The following is a 20,276-nucleotide window of genomic DNA, read 5'->3' on the forward strand; positions in this document are numbered from 1 at the left end:
TTATCCTCGGATCGCCCAAAAAGCCAGGTTCAGCCCTGGGAACTGGCCGGCGATGTGGAACGCAAAGCCGCCGGAGTTGCTCAACTGTTGCCAGTGGTCGCTGCCCCGGTCGAGTTCGTAGTAGGTGGAGCCGGCGTGGTACGGCAACTGCCGTGGCGCCACCGGCAACGGCAGCAGGCCGATGCCCGGCAGTTGCAGGTTGACCAGGTCGCGGATGTGCTCCACCGAGCCGACTTTGCTCTGTTGGCCGAAGCGGCCGCGCAGGGTTTCGGCCGGCACGTCGGCGCGCACCACCAGGATGAAGCTGGCGCTGTCGAGCAAGGTCTTGTCGGCCAGCATCGCCACATGGATGCCGTAGGCTTTCTCGACAATCGGAATCGGCGTCGCCTTGCTGTCGATCAGCATCGACAGGGCTTCGCGCAGGGCCTGCATCACCGGGGCGTAGCTGAGCGCCAGGTCATCGTGCTGGTAAGGCGGGTATTGCTGCGGTCGTCGCCCGGACGCGGTGAACGTGGAGAACTCCCCGGCCAGGCTCACCAGTTCGCTGTAGAAGCGCTCGGGGTGCAGCGGGCTCAACTGGCTCAGGTGCTGGATCAGCGGCTGGGCACGGTTGACCAGTTGTAGCAGCATGAAGTCGGCAATCTCCGAGGCGCCACCGGCACCGGACGCCACCACCCGCCCGGCCAGGGCTTCGCCGCGTTGATGCAGCAGGCCCAGCAGTTCGCTGCGAAACGCCGCCAGCGGCTTGGAGGCAATGACATCCAGCAACGGTGGGATGTAGGCATCGTCGAGCACCAGGGCGCGGTCGGCGCGCTTTTCCTTGATGCGCACCACGCCGATGGCGGCGTAGTCGCCAATGCCATCCTGCTCGGTCAACAACCGCAGGGCCCGGGAGCCGAGGGCGACCGGCGCGCGGTTTTCGAACGGTGCATTGTCGTCGCGCACTTCGCAGACCTGGCTCACATAACGCGCGGCGCCGAGGTCTTCGCCTTCATCCACGGTGTCACGGGCGCCGGCGCGCTTGAGCGGCAAGGCCAGGTACACCAGGCCGTCGCGCAGGTTGTCGTCGACGTTCAGTGGTGTAGGCGCCAGGTCATCCTGGGGAATGTTGAAAGGCGTGCCGTCCGGCAACAGACCGCGGGCAGAAATGATCGCCAGCTTGCCCTGGGCCAGCAGGCCCTGGTCGATCAGCAATTCGGAAAAACCCCAGGCGCCGGCCGACAATGGGCGGCTGCGTGCGTCGATGAGGTTTTCCAGGTAACGGTCATGCTGCTGGAAGTGCTGCGTTCCAATGAACATGCCTTCCGACCAGACCACGCGATTGTTCCAGGACATGGGGGCTCCGATTGCTTATTGGGCAGGGCTGGATGGGGGGACGACGACGGCGCTGCGCACGGCGCGCACATCGAGGCTGATCTGGTATTCGGTGTATTCGCGGGCCGGGACGTTCATCACCGTGCGCCACAGCGACTGGTCCAGCTCGCGATAGCCCACCAGTATTCCGATGTGCCGTGTGGCCGGGTCGAGGTCGCGTTGCAGGCTCAGTTGCTGGCCGGGCTGGATCAGCACCTCGTCCTGGTCGATCAGGTCGGCGCCCAGGGTTGCCTGGGCCCTTTCGGCCAGGGCGAAATAATCGGAACGGCCGAAGGTCGCGGCATTTTTCAACTCGAAAATGCGCACCCGGACCGGGGCCGGCTGGCCGGTGGCGCCGGGGTTGAGGCCGGCAATGGCATGGAAATGCAGCTCGATGGCGGCGGTGTCGGCCTCAGCTTCTTCGGGCTGGGGATTGGCCGCATCCTTGGCGCACGCCGTCAGCAGAAGCGCGGTGGCGACTGCGAGTAAAAACCTGGGAATCATCCTGCGTCCTCAATGACGTTTGAGCTATCCGTTGTGTGTCGATCAATCTTGTTATGGGACGGCGCCGCTCAGCGGCGTCGCTGTCGCGTACTGTGTTCTTCGTAGGCGCGGCTGAACTCGCGACCGAACAGGTCCTGGAAATCCTCTTGGGCTTCCCGGGAAATGTTGCTGTAGAGCTCGGTGAACTGCTGCCAGTACTGGGCCTGTCGCGAGCCGCTGAAAATACCCGAGAGCCCACCGGGCTTGGCCATGCGTTCTTCCAGTTGCGCCGGTTCGAAGCGCGCCAGCAGATGCTTGATCGCCGCTTCCACACCGGCCATCACCGCCAGTTGGTGGGCACGCAGGTCATCGAAACTGTCACGCACCGCCGCGTCCGGGGCCATGAACGCCTGATTGCCGTGGCGCAATAGCAACAGCAGCGCTTCATCGACATTGGGAGCGAATTTCAGCGGGTTGTTTTCCACCGGCTGGATCATCGTCTGCTGAATGCGGAACTCGCCCTTGAGACTGCTGCGGGCGCGCAAGACATCGATCAGGCCTTCGACCATCAACCGATAACTGCGGCCGATGCTTTCCATCTGCGCTTCGGCCTGGGCCTTGTCCAGGCGCAACTGGTCCAGCCCGGCACCGCGCAGGAACGCCTGCAGCAAGTCGGGTTGGTTGGCCTCGACCGGGGCAACCGGAGCAACTGGAGCAACTGGAGCAACTGGAGCTGCGACCGGGGGCTCGACACGGGTGACCGACGCTTCAGGCACGGAGGCCGGCGGCGGTGCGCTGATTTCAGCAAAGATGTCGGCGAGCGGAGCCTGCGCAACAGGCGTCGCGACCGGCTCAATCACAGGTGGTAGCGGCACATGCGGCGGGGCCACGGGCTGCGGGGCCACCGCCACTGGCGCAGGCACAGGCTTGTCGCTGAACGGGTCCCAGTCATCCGGAATCACCGAGGCAGGCGGCGGCATCACGGGTTCGACCACAGGCGGCGGGCTCGGTCGGGAAATCGGCGTCGGTGGGCGGAAATCGTGTTGCTCGGCCGGAACATGGTCAGGCTGGGTGGCGGGCGGGACACTGGACGGGCTCAAGAAATCGAACAGGTCCGGCAAGGTGTCCATGGCCGAGCCACCCTGGAAATGCGCAGGCGAAGCCACTTGAATCGGCGATGGCGTATGAAGCGGCGACGGCGTATGCGCAGCGGCGCCCTGGCGCCCCATCAAGGCCTCGAAACTGCTGGGCGATTCGGCGAACGGGTTGCTGTCGGTGACCGGCAGGTTGAAATCGACGCGCGCCTGGATTTCATAATCACCGATGCGGATCACTTCGCCGTCTTGCAGTGGCTCGCTGTTGCCCTTGCGCAGGCGCACGCCGGCCTTGACCAATTCCACACCATTAGTGCTGTTATCGGTTAAATAATAACGCCCGTCTTTGTATTGGATAACGCAATGTTTGCCGGAAACCAGACGCTCGGGGTCCGGTAATACCCAGTCATTATCGATATTGCGGCCAATTGCCATCACCCCCTGATCCATGGACTTTTCAGAACACTGGCCTGGGGTGATCTTGTGATAACTAGTGATAGTCAAACACAGCGGCATCTTGCCTCCTTGCTGAATACATCGCGCGCGGGCGGGTTACGTGAGGATTCAGGCCCTGACTACCCACCCACAACCTTGCCAACCACCGCGAAACGGCTTTTTGCCAGCATGATTGCTGATCATAACCGGCTTGCGTGACAAAAACCCCACGTCAGTTGCCGCTTCGACCACTGGGTCGGGCAGGCTGTTAAGCGCATCACAACTGTTACAGAGGGGCTACACTGGTGAAATAGCTTACCTTGACAAGCGATAAGTACTACACCAAAAATGCACAACTTCTTGAATATAGATGATGGCACTTTAAGATCATTGCGAATCTAAAGGGCCATTATCGTCAAGGAACATGTGAAGTTTCATCCGAAACTTGCGTGTGAACTGCCCGACTTCTTCAAGCGGGTGATAGGGAGATCGATCCAAGTGGATGTGCCTTTGTTGCTCGCCGCCGTTTCCGCGACTTCGCCGTGCGGTGAAGATCTGGAATATGACGCGGATTTCCTGCGCCTGGAACGCGACTCCCGGGGCCAACCCGAGCGCAGCATGGGCGATTCGATCCTGCCTGCCGAACCTCCTGAGTGGCGCAGCATCCAGCAGCAGAGCCTGGACTTGCTGCAACGCAGCAAAGACCTGCGCATCACCCATTTCCTGCTGCAAAGCTCCCTGGCCCTGGAAGGCATTCCGGGGCTCGCCCGCTCGCTGACGTTGATCAGCGAATTGCTCAAGCAATACTGGGCCGAGCTGCATCCGCGCCTGGACGCCGATGACGACAACGACCCCACCGTGCGCATCAATGCCCTCGCCGGCCTGACGTCCGATGTCACCATTCGCCTGCTACGTGAAAGCCTCCTGGCCCGTTCGCGGACCTTCGGGGCCGTCAGCCTGCGCGCCGCCGCCAACGCCAGCGGCCTGCAAAGTTTCCCGGATGAAAACCTCGGCGCCGAACAGCTCGCCGGGGCCCTGCTCGACAGCGACCCCGAGCAATTGGAAATCACCCGTGCCGCCCTGCTGGAAGCCCGCAGCGCCGCCGAAGCCATCGAGCAGCAGGTCAGCGACCAGGTCGGTTCCGCCCAAGGCGTGGACCTTGGCCCGTTGAAGCAACCGCTGAAGATGGCCCTGCAGATTCTCGGCCAGTTCGCCCCACAGAGCGGCGACAGCGCCCTGTCCGAGCCTGTCAGCGACAGCGGCACCGCAACAACAGAATATGCCAGCGCGCCAAGCGCACCGCGCAACACCAATAACAGCACCAGCACCGTCAGCGGCGAAATCAACAACCGCGACGACGTGCTGCGCAGCCTGGACCGGATTCTCGCTTACTACACCCGTCATGAGCCCTCCAGCCCGCTGCCGGTGCTGTTGAACCGGGCCAAGAATCTGGTGCACGCCGACTTCGCGGCCATCGTGCGCAACCTGATTCCCGACGGCATGAGCCAATTTGAAAACCTGCGCGGCCCAGACAGCGAATAAAAAGCGAGCGGATCACGCAGTCACGTCACCGGTACCCCCGATGACGCCAACACCGTCGCTCAAGCGACCAGGAGCAGCAACGTGGCGAAGCAAAGTTCTCAGAAATTCATCGCGCGCAACCGCGCGCCTCGAGTGCAGATCGAGTACGACGTCGAGCTCTACGGCGCCGAGAAAAAGGTCCAGTTGCCCTTCGTCATGGGCGTGATGGCCGACCTCGCCGGCAAGCCCGCCGAGCCTCTGGCACCGGTGGCCGACCGCAAGTTCCTCGAGATCGATGTCGACAACTTCGACTCGCGCCTCAAGGCCATGCAGCCGCGCGTGGCGTTCCATGTGCCTAACGAACTGACCGGCGAAGGCAACCTGAGCCTGGACCTGACGTTCGAAAGCATGGACGACTTCAGTCCGGCGGCCGTAGCCCGCAAGGTCGACTCGCTGAACAAATTGCTCGAAGCGCGCACCCAGTTGGCCAACCTGCTGACCTACATGGACGGCAAGACCGGCGCCGAAGAAATCATCATGAAGGCGATCAAGGACCCAGCGCTGTTGCAGGCCCTGGCGAGCGCGCCGAAGCCAGCACAGGACCAATGATCATGACTGACAATACAGCCCGCGAAGGCGTGCAAAACCTGGGCGCCACCGAAGAAACCAGCGAGTTCGCCTCGCTGCTGCTGCAAGAGTTCAAGCCCAAGACCGAGCGCGCCCGCGAAGCCGTCGAGACGGCCGTGCGCACCCTGGCCGAGCAGGCCCTGGCGCAGACCGACCTGGTGTCCAACGACGCCATCAAGTCGATCGAATCGATCATCGCCGCCATCGACGCCAAGCTCACCGCCCAGGTCAACCAGGTCATCCACCACCCCGACTTCCAGCAGCTGGAAAGCGCCTGGCGTGGCCTGCACTACCTGGTCAACAACACCGAGACCGATGAGCAGCTCAAGATCCGCGTGCTCAACATCTCCAAGACCGACCTGCACAAGACTCTGAAGAAATTCAAGGGCACCGCGTGGGACCAGAGCCCGATCTTCAAGAAGATGTACGAAGAAGAATACGGCCAGTTCGGCGGCGAGCCTTACGGCTGCCTGGTGGGTGACTACTACTTCGACCAGTCGCCACCGGACGTGGAACTGCTGGGCGAGCTTTCGAAAGTCTGCGCGGCCATGCACTCCCCGTTCATTGCGGCGGCATCGCCGACCGTGATGGGCATGGGCTCGTGGCAGGAACTGTCGAACCCGCGCGACCTGACCAAGATCTTCACCACCCCGGAATACGCCGGCTGGCGCTCGCTGCGTGAATCGGAAGACTCGCGCTACATCGGCCTGACCATGCCGCGCTTCCTGGCGCGCCTGCCGTACGGTGCCAAGACCGATCCGGTGGAAGCCTTCGCCTTCGAAGAAAACACCGACGGCGCCGACAGCTCCAAGTACACCTGGGCCAACGCCGCGTACGCGATGGCGGTGAACATCAACCGTTCGTTCAAACACTTCGGCTGGTGCTCGCGCATCCGTGGCGTTGAGTCTGGCGGCGAAGTGGAAAACCTGCCGGCCCACACGTTCCCGACCGATGACGGTGGCGTGGACATGAAGTGCCCGACCGAAATCGCCATCTCGGACCGCCGCGAAGCGGAACTGGCGAAGAATGGTTTCATGCCGCTGCTGCACAAGAAAAACACCGACTTCGCTGCCTTTATCGGTGCCCAGTCGTTGCAGAAACCGGCCGAATACGACGATCCGGACGCCACCGCCAACGCCAACCTGGCCGCGCGCCTGCCGTACCTGTTCGCCACCTGCCGGTTCGCTCACTACTTGAAGTGCATCGTGCGCGACAAGATCGGTTCCTTCAAAGAGAAGGACGAGATGCAGCGCTGGTTGCAGGACTGGATCCTCAACTACGTCGACGGTGACCCGGCGCACTCCACCGAGACCACCAAGGCCCAGCATCCATTGGCTGCCGCTGAAGTGATCGTGGAAGAAGTCGAAGGCAACCCGGGGTACTACAACTCCAAGTTCTACCTGCGCCCGCACTACCAGCTCGAAGGGCTGACCGTGTCGCTGCGCCTGGTATCGAAACTGCCGTCGGCCAAGGGCGCGTAACAACCAGTTGAACGGTACGCAGTAAGAAATGTGGGAGCGAGCCTGCTCGCGATAGCGTTGGATCAGTCGCTACATGCGTTGCCTGACACGCCGCCATCGCGAGCAGGCTCGCTCCCACAGGGGATCTTCAGCAGCTTGGAGATCACCCTGACTCCGCTCGGAGAAACAGATTTCGCAAGGTCAGCGTCAACCAAACAATGTGGTTAGAAACCACACAGGGAGAAAACATGGCTGTTGATATTTTCATCAAGATCGGCGACATCAAGGGCGAGTCCATGGACAAGGCCCACAAGGACGAGATCGATGTCCTGAACTGGAGCTGGGGCATGTCCCAGTCCGGCAACATGCACGTGGGCAGCGGCGGTGGTGCGGGCAAGGTCAACGTCCAGGACCTGTCCCTGACCAAGTACGTCGACAAGGCGTCGCCGAACCTGATGATGCACTGCGCCAGCGGCAAGCACATCGACAAGGTCAAGCTGACCGTACGCAAGGCCGGCGGTGAAAGCCAGGTCGAGTACATGATCATCAACCTGGAAGAAGTGCTGGTCACTTCCCTGAGCACCGGCGGCTCGGGTGGCGATGATCGCCTGACCGAAAACGTCACCCTGAACTTCGCCAAGGTGCTGGTGGACTACCAGCCACAGAAAGCCGATGGCACCAAGGAAGGCGGTCCGGTCAAGTTCGGCTGGAACATCCGTCAGAACGTCAAGGTTTGATCGAACGCGCCCCCGGCGCCACGCGCCGGGGGTGTTTGGTGCTTGCTCGAATCCAATTCTTTTCCACCCGGTATCTGAGTCATGGCCAAGCCTTCGTTTGTCAATTTGTGGAAAGCGTATTCCGATCTGCTGGTGGCCCATCCTGATGCAAAACCTTGCGACGGACCCTGGGCAAACCAATGTGCGATTCGCATGAGCATCACGCTCAATACCGAGCTGACCATCAAGGTCAACAAGTCCACCTACACCGAACCCAAGTGTGCCCATGAACACGCCAGGGGCGCCGAATCGCTGGCGAACTGGCTGTGGAAACATCACCTGGGACGCCCGTTGATCCTCGGCGGAACTGCCGCGGACCGACGCAAGCTGCAAGACAAGACCGGCCTGATTTTCTTCAAGGATTGTTTCCCGCAAATGGGAGAGTCCTCGGAAAGTCGCACCGGCGATCATATCGATCTCTGGAACCGTGGCCTGACCCTCGGGTATGACGATCCGGCCTATCGATCCCGAGCGATCTGGTTCTGGGAGCTCCTATGACCAAGGCTCACTGCGCGATATGGGTCGGCTGCCTGCTAACCAGCCTGACCGCCTGTGCCCAGCAGCAATCTCCGTCGGCAGCGTCCACCGCAGCGGTGGAACATGTCGTCTCGATGGGCGGGCAAACCCTGGTGCTGGAGAATGACCAGGCGCGCTGCGCGCTGCGCAAGCCCGACCAGACCCTGATGCCACTCGACTTGGCGTGGCCCTGCCAATTCACGGTCGATCGACAAGGCAAACCCCACGTCGAAACCTTCGGCAACGTGCCCATTGTCATCGTTGTCCATGTGGCAGGTGGCCCTCAAAACAATCAGGAATGCCGCTCCGAGTACCGCGCCATACGCCAGATCAATGGGCAACTCGAACCCTCGGTAATCGCCCGCAATGCCAGCTGCATGCGCGGCACAGGTGACCAGAAGAATTACACGGGCCTATTCACTTGGTAACCGAAATCGCCACCCGTGATCGCCTGCAACCGTCCCTGCTGGACCGGCTGACCGACGACGATCCGACCAACCCGAAGGAAAGCGCCGACAAGCGCGTGCTCTCCCTGACCCAATTGAAAGCCTCGGTGCTGCGTGACCTGGCCTGGCTGCTCAACACCACCTCATTGCTCAGCGCCGATGCCACGCTGCATACCCCGGCGGGCACCTCGGTGGTGAATTTCGGCCTGCCGGCCCTGGCCGGCAACAGTGCGTCGAACGTCGACGTCTCGGCCCTGGAAACGCTGATCCACCAGGCTATCGCCACGTTCGAACCGCGGATCCTGCGCCACACCCTACGCGTGCGTGCCAGGGCAACCGCCGAGATGAACCACAACGCCCTGAGTTTCGAGATCGAAGGCGATCTCTGGGCCCAGCCCGTGCCGCTGCGCCTGATGCTGCAAACCGACCTGGACCTGGAAACCGGCCACGTGCGCGTGGTCAATGCCGACCAGCGGAGACGCTCATGAACCCGCGCCTGCTGGAGCTGTACAACCAGGAACTGCACCACGTGCGCGAAAGCGCGGCGGAGTTCGCCAAGGAATACCCCAAGATCGCCAGTCGGCTGACGTTGTCCGGCATGGACTGCGCCGACCCGTATGTCGAGCGCCTGCTGGAAGGCTTTGCCTACCTGACGGCGCGGGTGCAGCTCAAGCTCGATGCCGAGTACCCGACCTTCACCCACAACCTGCTGGAAATCGCCTACCCGCATTACCTGGCGCCAACACCGTCGATGACCGTGGTGCAGATGCAGGCCGACCCGGACGAAGGCTCGCTGAGCAGTGGTTTCCCGCTGCCGCGCGATACCGTCCTGCGTGCGGCCCTGGGTCGCGAAACCCAGACCTGCTGCGAGTACCGCACCGCCCACGCGGTGACGTTGTGGCCGTTGCAGGTCAGCCAGGCCGAATACTTTGGCAACCCGTCCGCCGTGCTCGGGCGCCTGGCCGCCAGCGAACCGAAAGCCAAGGCCGGCCTGCGCATCACCTTGCGCACCGGCGCCGAGCTGCCGTTCAACAGCCTGGCCCTGGACAACCTGCCGCTGTACTTGAGCGGCGCCGACGAGCAACCCTTCCGCCTCTACGAGCAACTGCTGGGCAACGCCTGCGCAGTGTTCGCCCGCAAGCCCGGCGGCAATTGGGTCGAACGCCTGCCGCAAGACGCGCTGCGCTCACGTGGCTTCGACGATGCCGACGCCGCGCTGCCGGTGGTGCCGCGGGCCTTCCAGGGCTATCGCCTGTTGCAGGAATACTTCGCCCTGCCCCACCGCTTCCTGTTTGTCGACTTCACCCAGTTGAGCCGCGCGGTCAAGCGTTGCGACGGCCAGGAGCTGGAGTTGATCGTGCTGTTCGACCGCCACGACCCAAGCCTGGAAGGCAGCGTCGGTGCTTCGCAGTTCCTGCCGTTCTGCACCCCGGCCATCAACCTGTTTCCCAAGCGCCTGGATCGCATTCACTTGTCGGAGCGGGTCAACGAACACCATGTGATCGCCGACCGCACCCGGCCGATGGATTTCGAGGTGCACTCACTGAGCGGCCTCACCGGCCACGGCACTGGGCCGGAGCAGCCGTTCCTGCCGTTCTACGCCGTGCGCGATCCGTCCCGCTACGGCCGCGACCAGGCCTACTACACCGTACGGCGCGAGCCGCGCGTGCTGTCCAGCGACCAACGGCGCAACGGCCCACGCTCGACCTACATCGGCAGCGAAACCTTCGTCAGCCTGGTGGACAGCCAGCAAGCGCCCTATCGCCACGACCTGCGCCAACTGGGCGTGACCGCGCTGTGCACCAACCGCGACCTGCCGCTGTTCATGAGCGTGGGCAGCGGCAAGACCGACTTCACCCTGGCCGACAGTGCCCCGGTTGGCGCGGTGCGCTGCGTGGCCGGACCGAGTCGCCCACGGGCCAGCCATGCCCACGATGCCAAGGCCTGGCGATTGATCAGCCAGTTGTCGCTGAACTATTTGTCGTTGAGCGAACAAGGCCAAGGCGCCGCCGCCCTGCGCGAATTGCTGCGCCTGTACGGCGACAGCAACGACGCGGCGCTGCAATTGCAGATCGAAGGTCTGCGCGAAGTCAGCAGCAAGGCCTGCACCCGGCGCTTGCCGATGCCCGGCCCGATCGTGTTCGGTCGGGGCCTGGAGATCACCCTGGAATTCGATGAAAACGCGTTTCGCGGCACCGGGGTGTTCCTGCTCGGCGCCGTGTTCGAGCGCTTCCTGGCACGCTACGTGTCGATCAACAGTTTTACCGAGACGGTGATCCGTACCACCGAACGCGGCGAGATCATGCGATGGAAAGCCAAGCCCGGACGTCGTCCGACCCTGTGAGTACCCTGGAAGCGATGCACCAGGAGCCCTGGGAATACGACTTCTTCCAGGCGTTGCGGCGCATCGAGTGCGAATCCCCCGAGCTGCCGCGCCTGGGCCATTCCCTGCGCCTGGCCGATGACCCGTTGCGCCTCGGACAACAGGCCGATTGCACCTTCGCCCCGGCCACCCTCGCCTCGGTGCAACCGGGCGGCGACGGTGTACCGGCGCGCCTGGAGCAATTCTTCTTCGGCCTTGGCGGCCCCAACGGCCCGATGCCGCTGCACATCACCGAGTACGTGCGCGAGCGCCAGCGCAACAACGCCGACAGCACCAGCAAACGCTTCCTCGATGTGTTTCACCATCGCCTGCTCAGCCTGTTCTACCGGGCCTGGGCCGAAGCGCGGCCAACGGTCAGCCATGACCGCCCGGACGATGACTATTGGTCGGCGCGCCTGGCCGCCCTCAGCGGCCGGGGCATGCCGAGCCTGCTCAACCAAGGGCTGATCCCCGACACGGCGAAGCTGCACTACAGCGGCCACCTGGCGGCACAAACCCGTTACCCGGACGGTTTGAAGGCAATTCTCAGCGAGTACTTCGGCCTGCCGGTGGAGATCGAAGAGTACGTCGGCCAATGGCTGGAACTGCCGGAACGCAGCCGCGTCGGTGTCAGCGCTCATCAATTGGGCGTGGACTTCTGCCTGGGCCGCTACGTGTGGGATCGCCAGCACAAATTCCGCATTCGCCTGGGGCCACTCAAGCTCGTCGACTACATGGGCATGCTGCCCGGCAGCCAGCCGTTCAACGAGCTGGTGGCCTGGGTCGCCGAATACCTGGGCCACGAACTGGACTGGGACCTGAACCTGGTCCTGGAGCAGCCTGAAGTCCCGGCGCTACAACTCAACGGTCGTTTCCGCCTGGGTTTCAACACCTGGCTGGGCCGTCCCGAAACAGATGCCAACGATTTAATACTGGCCCGGCATTACGCCGAACAGGCCAACACCTCACAGACCTCAAGGAGCCATGAGCATGGGTGAAATCAGTCGCGCCGCGTTGTTCGGCAAACTCAACAGCGTGGCTTACAAAGCCATCGAAGCCGCCACCGTGTTCTGCAAGTTGCGCGGTAACCCTTATGTGGAACTGGCCCACTGGTTTCATCAGTTGCTGCAACTGCAGGACTCGGACCTGCATCGCATCATCCGCCAGTTCAACATCGAGCCGGCACGCCTGGCCCGTGACCTGACCGAAGCGCTGGACCGTTTGCCACGGGGCTCGACGTCGATCACCGACCTGTCCTCCCACGTGGAAGAAGCCGTGGAACGCGGCTGGGTCTACGGCAGCCTGATGTTCGGCGAAAGCCAGGTGCGCACCGGCTACCTGGTGATCGGCATTCTCAAGACCCCGAGCCTGCGCCATGCGCTGCTGGGCCTGTCGTCGGAGTTCGACAAGGTCAAGGTCGAAGCCCTGAGCGAACGTTTTGACGAATACGTCGGCGACTCGCCGGAAAATGCCCTGACCGCCAGCGACGGCTTCAATGCCGGCGCCGTGCCCGGCGAAGCCAGCGGCGCCATGGCCCCTAGCGCCATGGGCAAGCAGGAAGCCCTCAAGCGCTTCACCGTCGACCTCACCGAACAGGCCCGCAGCGGCAAGCTCGACCCGATCGTCGGGCGTGACGAAGAGATCCGCCAACTGGTGGACATCCTCATGCGCCGCCGGCAGAACAACCCGATCCTCACCGGTGAAGCCGGCGTGGGCAAGACTGCCGTGGTCGAAGGCTTTGCCCTGCGCATCGTCGCTGGCGACGTGCCGCCGGCCCTCAAGGACGTGGAACTGCGCAGCCTCGACGTTGGCCTGTTGCAGGCCGGCGCAAGCATGAAGGGCGAATTCGAACAGCGCCTGCGCCAGGTTATCGAAGACGTCCAGGCCTCGCCCAAGCCGATCATCCTGTTCATCGACGAAGCCCACACCCTGGTGGGTGCCGGGGGCGCCGCCGGTACCGGTGACGCAGCCAACCTGCTCAAACCGGCCCTGGCCCGCGGCACCTTGCGCACCGTGGCCGCCACGACCTGGGCCGAGTACAAGAAGCACATCGAAAAAGACCCGGCCCTGACCCGGCGTTTCCAAGTGGTGCAAGTGGCCGAGCCGTCGGAAGACAAGGCCCTGCTGATGATGCGTGGCGTGGCCTCGACCATGGAAAAACACCATCAGGTGCAGATCCTCGACGAAGCCCTGGAAGCCTCGGTCAAGCTGTCCCATCGCTACATTCCCGCACGGCAGTTGCCGGACAAATCCGTGAGCCTGCTGGACACCGCCTGCGCCCGCGTCGCCATCAGCCTGCACGCCGTGCCGGCCGAAGTGGACGACAGCCGTCGGCGCATCGAAGCGCTGGAAACCGAGCTGCAAATCATCGCCCGTGAACACGCGATTGGCGTGGTCATCGGCAGCCGCCAGACCCAGACTGAAAACCTGCTGAGCAGCGAGCGCGAACGCCTGGCCGAGCTGGAAAGCCGCTGGGCCGAAGAGAAAACCCTGGTCGACGAACTGCTCGCCACCCGCGCCACCCTGCGCGAGCGCGTCGGCGTGGTGGACAGCGAGGATGGCAGCGAGACCAGCCACGAACTGCGCGAGAAACTGGTGGACCTGCAGCAGCGCCTGACCGCTCTGCAAGGTGAAACCCCGCTGATCCTGCCGACCGTGGACTACCAGGCCGTGGCCTCGGTGGTCGCCGACTGGACCGGTATCCCGGTGGGCCGCATGGCTCGCAACGAGCTGGAGACCGTGCTCAACCTCGACCAGCACCTGAAGAAACGCATCATCGGCCAGGACCACGCCTTGCAGATGATCGCCAAGCGCATCCAGACCTCCCGCGCCGGCCTCGACAACCCGAGCAAGCCGATTGGTGTGTTCATGCTCGCCGGCACCTCCGGCGTGGGCAAGACCGAAACCGCCCTGGCCCTGGCCGAAGCCATGTACGGCGGCGAGCAGAACGTCATCACCATCAACATGAGCGAGTTCCAGGAAGCCCACACCGTGTCCACCCTCAAGGGCGCGCCACCGGGCTACATCGGCTACGGCGAAGGCGGCGTGCTGACCGAAGCCGTACGGCGCAAACCGTACAGCGTGGTGCTGCTGGACGAGGTGGAAAAAGCCCACCCGGACGTGCATGAAATCTTCTTCCAGGTGTTCGACAAAGGCGTGATGGAGGACGGCGAAGGCCGAGTGATCGACTTCAAGAACACCTTGATCCTGCTGACCACCAACGCCGGCACCGAGTTGATTGCCGACGTCTGCAAAGACCCGCAAAACGTGCCCGAGCCGGAGGACATCGCCAAGGCCCTGCGCCAGCCGCTGCTGGAGATTTTCCCGCCGGCCCTGCTCGGTCGCCTGGTGACGATTCCGTACTACCCGCTCAGCGACGAGATGCTCAAGGCCATCACCCGCCTGCAACTCAACCGCATCAAGAAGCGTGTGGAGAGCACCCACAAGGTGGCCTTCGACTACGACGACGCGGTGATCGACCTGATCGTCTCGCGCTGCACCGAAACCGAAAGCGGCGGGCGCATGATCGACACCATCCTGACCAACAGCCTGCTGCCGGACATGAGCCGCGAGTTCCTGACCCGCATGCTCGAAGGCAAGGCCCTGGCGGGCGTGCGGATCAGCGCCGTGGATAACGAATTGCAGTACGATTTCAGCGACGCGGCCTGACCTGACAGGAACACAGTCACTTCTGTGGCAGATATCCCTGTGGGAGCGAGCCTGCTCGCGATAGCGGAGTTACATTCAACATCAATGTTGACTGACACACCGCCATCGCGAGCAGGCTCGCTCCCACAGTTGGGATTGCGTTGCTTCAGCAATTACAACCTGCACGAGACACTCGATGTTATTCAACCAAGCCACACGCCTGGCCAAGATCACCAGCCCCCTGGGACCCGAGGTGCTGCTGCTCAAGGACATGGGCGGCGGTGAAGAGCTGGGCAGGCTGTTCAACTACGAGTTGCAGCTGCATTCGCTGGACAACGCCATCGACCTCAACCAGCTGCTCGGCAAGCCCATGTGCGTGAGCCTGCAACTCGATGGCGGTGGCGAGCGGCACTTCCATGGCATCGTCGCCCGCTGCAGCCAGAACGTCGACCAGGGCCAGTTCGCCAGCTACCAGGCCACCCTGCGCCCATGGCTGTGGCTGCTGACCCGCACTTCCGATTGCCGGATTTTCCAGAACCTGACCATCCCGCAGATCATCAAGCAGGTGTTCCGCGACCTGGGCTTTTCCGATTTCGAAGACGCCTTGAGCCGGCCTTATCGCGAGTGGGAATACTGCGTGCAGTATCGCGAGACCAGCTTCGATTTCGTCAGCCGCCTGATGGAGCAGGAAGGCATCTACTACTTCTTCCGCCATGAACAGGGCCGGCATGTGCTGGTGCTGGCCGACGCCTATGGCGCCCACACCAAGGCCCCTGGCTACGGCTCGGTGCCCTACTACCCCAAGAATGAGCAACAGCGCGAACGCGACCATATCCACGACTGGCACCTGGCCCAGGAAGTCCAGCCCGGTTCGCTGGAACTCAACGACTACGATTTCCAGCGCCCCAGCGCGCGCATCGATGTGCGCTCGGCCATGCCGCGTCCACATACCGCTGGCGATTATCCGTTGTATGACTACCCTGGCGCCTACGTGCAAAGTACCGACGGCGAACACTACGCCCGCACCCGCATCGAAGCCTTGCAGACCCTGCACGAACAGGTCGAGCTGGCGGGTAACGCCCGGGGCCTGGGTTCGGGGCATCTATTCACTCTTACCGGCTTCAGCCGCCAGGACCAGAACCGCGAATACCTGATCGTCGGGGCCCGCTATTACATTTCCCAGGAAAGCGGCGAAACCAGCGGCGGCGCGCCGTCGGCCCAGTTCGAAAGCAGCCTGACCTGCATCGACGCCCAGCAAAGCTATCGCCCGTTGGCGACCACCCACCGTCCTATCGTCAAAGGTCCGCAGACTGCGTTGGTGGTCGGCCCCAAGGGCGAGGAAATCTGGACCGACCAGTTTGGTCGGGTGAAGGTGCATTTCTATTGGGACCGTCACGACCAGTCCAACGAAAACAGCTCGTGCTGGATTCGTGTGTCGCAGGCGTGGGCCGGCAAGAATTGGGGCTCGGTGCAGATCCCCCGCATTGGGCAGGAGGTGATAGTCAGTTTCCTCGAAGGCGATCCCGACCGGCCCATCATCACCGGTCGTGTGTATAACGCCGAACAAACCGTCCCCTATGCATTGCCCGCCAATGCCACTCAAAGCGGCACCAAAAGCCGTTCGAGCAAGGGCGGCACGCCGGCGAATTTCAACGAAATTCGGATGGAAGACAAGAAAGGCGCCGAGCAGTTGTACATCCACGCCGAGCGCAACCAGGACATCGTGGTCGAGGTGGATGAAAGCCATTCGGTCGGCCACGACCGTAACAAAAGCATCGGCCACAACGAAACCGTACGGATTGGCGAGGACCGACTGCGAGCGGTACAGCGCAACGATGCATTGCTCGTCGGCGGAGCCAAGAGCGACAGCATCAGTACCCAATACCTCGTGGAAGCGGGCTCGCAGATTCGACTGGTGTGCGGCAAAAGCGTGCTGGAGTTCAATGCCAGTGGCGAGATCAACATCTCGGGCACGGCGTTCAACATCTACGCCAGCGGCAATGGCAACATCGACACCGGCGGGCGTTTGGACCTCAACTCCGGAGGCGCAAGCGCCGTAGACCCCAAGGGCAAAGGCATCAAGGGAGTGATCGATGCGGCGGTGAAAGCTTTTTTTCCGGCAAAAGCCAAGGGCTGAGGTTCACGGCCGGAACAACCGTGGCGAGGGAGCTTGCTCCCGCTTGAGTGCGAAGCGCTCACCAAAAAGGGCTGCTACGCAGCCCAGCGGGAGCAAGCTCCCTCGCCACGGGTTCATCGTTACCACCCACGCAGAACCTATGTTCGCGGTGGACCAGGGTATATTGAAATTTCACTCATTCGTAAGCCGGTATTGACCGGGCTGCGTCCACGCGACTCGCAAATATTTACCGCTCAGCAATTGCTCGTCACGAAGATATTCAAAAACTTCGGAGGGACACCACTCCTTGCCCGCCGAAAAGGCCACGCCCAGTGAACGGAGTGCGTCGAATACCTTAGCCTTCTGCCTGTTGTCCGCGACCTGCAAAACGTAGATGTCTTTCTGCGCCGCAGTCGAAAACCCGATAGCGCGTAGGGGCGAATCCAACGCGTTATCGATGACTTGAACACGAATCACGTCGCCGTCCGCTTTTTCCACGTACGCTTTCAGCACATCATTAATCACTGACAAATACCTCGGTTAAAGTTTTAATGCCGTTCGCATCCTTTGTCGGAATCGACTCGACGACCATCTCCGGGGCGCCACCCGGCAAGTGTTTACCTGGCCCCAGGAAATACTGGTTTCCTTCCATCGGGCTTCTCGGCATCCGCCCCACGAGATCATCGACCTGCCTGATCTTGAAGCCGCCTTTAAGCGCATCTTTTTCCAAACCAAAGGCGCGTTCCAGTTCCGCCGCTTTTTTACCACTGATGGTCACCTTGGAACGCCCCGAGAAATTTCCAATAACATCGGTGATGCCTTTCTTATCAGAAACAAAAGTACCGGCCCGGCCAATCGTCGGATAGGCGTCCCACGCCGTCGGGCTAATGTTGAACCCTCGATTGTCCTTGAGCATCTGTTCCTGTCGCTGACGAGCCAAGATCGTCCGCTCGGCCGCAGTCATGGGCCTGCGTGCCAGCCTCGGCCCGGCACCGAGCAGGGCCATCCCTGCCACCCCCTGAAACAAGTCCCGATATCCGGGGCCGAGACGATCGCCCAAATTCCCCAGCAGTTCCATGCCGGCATACAGCGCACCACCGACGGCCAGGGCGCCGAAGAAAGCGGCGGCTCCGGCAAAAGCCGCAAGCAACAAGGCTCCGCCCGCCGCCAACAACCCCAACGCCTCCAGCCCGGTGTGCATCCAGCCTTCGAGATCCAGAACAAACGCCACCGACACCGTCGGCCCACCGATGAACGTATTGGGACTGCCGGTCTTGATGTGCGCGCCGCAAACCATTTTGCTGTGCAAACGTGCGGCGGGTTTGCCGTTGATGAAGACCGTGGCGCTGCCTTCGGCGATCAGCACTGGAAAGGGCCAGATCGGATGGTTCATCGGCAGCCCGGTGCAGGAAGACGAAATGTCTTCGCCCGCCCGCATGGCATTGCGGTCGTTGATGTAGACGTTGAAGCTGCCCATTATCAACGCCCCCGTGGTGGGCTCAGGCAGGTTGAAGATGGTGGAGAGGCCTTTGACGATCTGGAACATCGACAAGCCGCCCGCGGCAATCGAGCCGGCCATGATGGCCAGCGCCACGCCGCCCGTGGCGACGGTCGCGGCAACGACCGCGGCGCCAATCAAGGCACCGGCCACGGCACCGGCGATCATCGCGGCCAACCCGAACCCGTGGGCTATTTCATCCCCCAGACGTGCTGCTGCCTGTGCATCCATTGCGTGCATCTACCTTGCCGATTTTGTATGACTGCACAGAGAGACGTATTGATGACTCAGACGTTCGATGGGCGGGATTTGAGCAAGCGCATCGCCGGCCTCCCCTGCCCTTCGACGATCAGATGGCGGTGCCGCGGTTCGTTCCAGGTTGGACAATCAACAGCTCGTCCAGCTCGCGCTTTTTGCAACGCGCCACAAACGGCAGCGCGGCATCCGGGTCACGCCTGAACAGCTCAAAGGTCGCCTGGTTGATTTCATAATATTCCTCGTAGTCGGCCATGCCGTTGCTGACCGGTATGGACACGTAGAACCGACCCGAGTCCTGCTCGATGCCCACGGAGAACATGTGTTCGCGACTGACCAGAACATCTTGAAATTTCATGACTTGCCTACCTCTACCGTCATAATGGCGTCCAACTGAAGTCTTTGGGCAAAATGCCTCCGGCATCGATGACCGCCTCGCTGGCGCCGGTCGGCAGCTTGCCGCCAGGAATCCAGAACTCGTTGGCACCGGCCTCGTTACCTGAAGGAATCCGCAGGTTCATGTCTTTAGGCGCGGGAATATCGACCCGCACAAGGGTACTACTTTCCAGGGTATTTTCTGGAAGCCCAAGCGCCTTCTCCAATGCCCTCTTGTCGCCCTTGGCATTGGCAATCAATTGATCGGCTTCAGCCTTGGGCATCAGGAACGTCGTGCCGTCGCGCTGGGCGATGCCGTACTTGTCCAGGTTGGCCTTCGTGGTGAAGCGTGAGGCACCGTTCTCGAACTGAGCCAAGTGTTCTTTCACATACTGCGGTGACAGGTACGTGTCGGCATCGGGTCGAGACCCCTTCGGCATGGCCAGGATGTCGGCCTCGGTCACGCCAGGCTTGTACTTGGGCGGCGGCAGTTCGGCAGGCTTGGCTGCCTTCGCCATTTTCGGGCTCAACCCCAGCATGGCCATGCCGGCGACACCTTGCAGCAGGTCCCGATAGCCTGGCCCCAGACGGTCGCCCAAATCGCCGAGAAGCTCCATGCCCCCCAGGATCAGCCCGCCTATCACCACGAATTCGACGAGGACGGCGATACCCGCCATGGCCGCCATGACCAACGCAGCACCGGCGGCCAACAACCCCAACACTTCCAACCCGGTGTGCATCCACCCTTCGAGATCCAGGACAAACGCCACCGACACCGTCGGCCCACCGATGAACGTGTTCGGGCTGCCGCTCTTGATATGGGCACCGCAGACCATTTTGCTGTGCAGGCGCGCCGCCGGTTTGCCGTTGATGAAGACCGTGGCGCTGCCTTCGGCGATCAGCACCGGAAAGGGCCAGATCGGATGGTTCATCGGCAGCCCGGTGCAGGAAGACGAAATGTCTTCGCCCGCCCGCATGGCATTGCGGTCGTTGATGTAGACGTTGAAGCTGCCCATTATCAACGCCCCCGTGGTGGGCTCGGGCAGGTTGAAGATGGTGGAGAGGCCCTTGACGATCTGGAACATCGACAAGCCGCCCGCGGCAATCGAGCCGGCCATGATCGCCAGGGCCACGCCGCCCGTGGCGACGGTCGCGGCAACGACCGCGGCGCCAATCAAAGCACCGGCCACGGCTCCGGCGACCATCGCGGCCAACCCGAACCCGTGGGCTATTTCGTCACCCAGACGTGCCGCAGCCTGTGCATCCATTGCGCGCATCTACCTTACTGATGTGTATGCCTGCTCAGTGGGA

The 20,276-nt window shown here is 62.4% G+C and carries 18 protein-coding genes; 11 read left to right on the plus strand and 7 right to left on the minus strand.

Translation table 11 applies throughout. The annotated features are described in order from the left end of the window. The 3 genes from tssK to tagH all read right to left on the minus strand — a co-directional run bounded on the left by tssK (position 1) and on the right by tagH (position 3,446). Entirely contained in the window at positions 1–1,335 is a 1,335-nt protein-coding gene (gene tssK, locus PBDP_RS29285; protein ID WP_003206916.1) for a type VI secretion system baseplate subunit TssK, read from the minus strand. A 15-nt stretch (positions 1,336–1,350) separates the two neighbouring features. Next, entirely contained in the window at positions 1,351–1,857 is a 507-nt protein-coding gene (gene tssJ, locus PBDP_RS29290) for a type VI secretion system lipoprotein TssJ (RefSeq protein ID WP_060740022.1), read from the minus strand. Between the two features lie 68 nt (positions 1,858–1,925). Continuing rightward, positions 1,926–3,446 (minus strand): type VI secretion system-associated FHA domain protein TagH, encoded by a 1,521-nt coding sequence (gene tagH / locus PBDP_RS29295; protein ID WP_212801624.1) that lies wholly within the window; start codon positions 3,444–3,446, stop codon positions 1,926–1,928. 417 nt (positions 3,447–3,863) lie between these two features. On the opposite strand from tagH, the gene tssA reads away from it, so the two are divergent. From tssA to PBDP_RS29350, 11 genes are all read left to right on the plus strand, one after another. Beyond that, positions 3,864–4,907, plus strand: a complete 1,044-nt coding sequence (gene tssA, locus PBDP_RS29300) for a type VI secretion system protein TssA (protein ID WP_176688917.1) — start codon at positions 3,864–3,866, stop codon at positions 4,905–4,907. An 81-nt stretch (positions 4,908–4,988) separates the two neighbouring features. Further along, entirely contained in the window at positions 4,989–5,495 is a 507-nt protein-coding gene (gene tssB / locus PBDP_RS29305) for a type VI secretion system contractile sheath small subunit (RefSeq protein ID WP_003177230.1), read from the plus strand. 2 nt (positions 5,496–5,497) lie between these two features. Next, positions 5,498–6,994: a type VI secretion system contractile sheath large subunit gene (tssC, locus tag PBDP_RS29310; protein ID WP_063323773.1), complete on the plus strand. Its 1,497-nt coding sequence runs from the start codon at positions 5,498–5,500 to the stop codon at positions 6,992–6,994. Positions 6,995–7,221: 227 nt separating this feature from the next. Then, on the plus strand, positions 7,222–7,710 hold the full coding sequence (locus PBDP_RS29315; RefSeq protein WP_003206927.1) for an Hcp family type VI secretion system effector: 489 nt from the start codon (positions 7,222–7,224) through the stop codon (positions 7,708–7,710). An 81-nt stretch (positions 7,711–7,791) separates the two neighbouring features. Beyond that, positions 7,792–8,247 (plus strand): T6SS effector amidase Tae4 family protein, encoded by a 456-nt coding sequence (locus tag PBDP_RS29320; protein WP_109752744.1) that lies wholly within the window; start codon positions 7,792–7,794, stop codon positions 8,245–8,247. Then, positions 8,244–8,693: a hypothetical protein gene (locus PBDP_RS29325; RefSeq protein WP_116833756.1), complete on the plus strand. Its 450-nt coding sequence runs from the start codon at positions 8,244–8,246 to the stop codon at positions 8,691–8,693. Before PBDP_RS29320 ends, PBDP_RS29325 begins: the two co-directional genes overlap by 4 nt. Beyond that, a complete protein-coding gene (tssE, locus tag PBDP_RS29330; protein WP_003206934.1) occupies positions 8,687–9,199 on the plus strand; it encodes a type VI secretion system baseplate subunit TssE in 513 nt (170 codons plus the stop codon). The genes PBDP_RS29325 and tssE overlap by 7 nt, the downstream gene beginning before the upstream one ends. Further along, positions 9,196–11,055: a type VI secretion system baseplate subunit TssF gene (tssF, locus tag PBDP_RS29335; protein WP_109752746.1), complete on the plus strand. Its 1,860-nt coding sequence runs from the start codon at positions 9,196–9,198 to the stop codon at positions 11,053–11,055. The genes tssE and tssF overlap by 4 nt, the downstream gene beginning before the upstream one ends. Further along, complete coding sequence (tssG, locus tag PBDP_RS29340) at positions 11,019–12,071, plus strand: type VI secretion system baseplate subunit TssG (RefSeq protein ID WP_212801625.1); 1,053 nt, start codon at positions 11,019–11,021, stop codon at positions 12,069–12,071. The genes tssF and tssG overlap by 37 nt, the downstream gene beginning before the upstream one ends. Further along, a complete protein-coding gene (gene tssH, locus PBDP_RS29345) occupies positions 12,064–14,742 on the plus strand; it encodes a type VI secretion system ATPase TssH (protein ID WP_212801626.1) in 2,679 nt (892 codons plus the stop codon). The genes tssG and tssH overlap by 8 nt, the downstream gene beginning before the upstream one ends. Before the next feature lie 175 nt (positions 14,743–14,917). After that, positions 14,918–16,858, plus strand: a complete 1,941-nt coding sequence (locus tag PBDP_RS29350; RefSeq protein ID WP_212801627.1) for a type VI secretion system Vgr family protein — start codon at positions 14,918–14,920, stop codon at positions 16,856–16,858. A 171-nt stretch (positions 16,859–17,029) separates the two neighbouring features. On the opposite strand, the gene PBDP_RS29355 is transcribed toward PBDP_RS29350, so the two are convergent. The 4 genes from PBDP_RS29355 to PBDP_RS29370 form a co-directional block, all read right to left on the minus strand. Next, complete coding sequence (locus PBDP_RS29355) at positions 17,030–17,362, minus strand: hypothetical protein (protein ID WP_109752751.1); 333 nt, start codon at positions 17,360–17,362, stop codon at positions 17,030–17,032. Further along, positions 17,355–18,566, minus strand: coding sequence for a PAAR domain-containing protein (locus PBDP_RS30160; protein WP_212801628.1), 1,212 nt, complete (start codon positions 18,564–18,566; stop codon positions 17,355–17,357). The genes PBDP_RS29355 and PBDP_RS30160 overlap by 8 nt, the downstream gene beginning before the upstream one ends. A 118-nt stretch (positions 18,567–18,684) precedes the next feature. After that, entirely contained in the window at positions 18,685–18,948 is a 264-nt protein-coding gene (locus tag PBDP_RS29365; protein WP_109752753.1) for a hypothetical protein, read from the minus strand. 19 nt (positions 18,949–18,967) lie between these two features. Further along, entirely contained in the window at positions 18,968–20,233 is a 1,266-nt protein-coding gene (locus PBDP_RS29370) for a PAAR domain-containing protein (protein ID WP_109752754.1), read from the minus strand. Positions 20,234–20,276 lie beyond the last annotated feature (43 nt).

This window comes from Pseudomonas sp. St290, assembly GCF_018325805.1.
GTDB lineage: Bacteria > Pseudomonadota > Gammaproteobacteria > Pseudomonadales > Pseudomonadaceae > Aquipseudomonas > Aquipseudomonas bijieensis.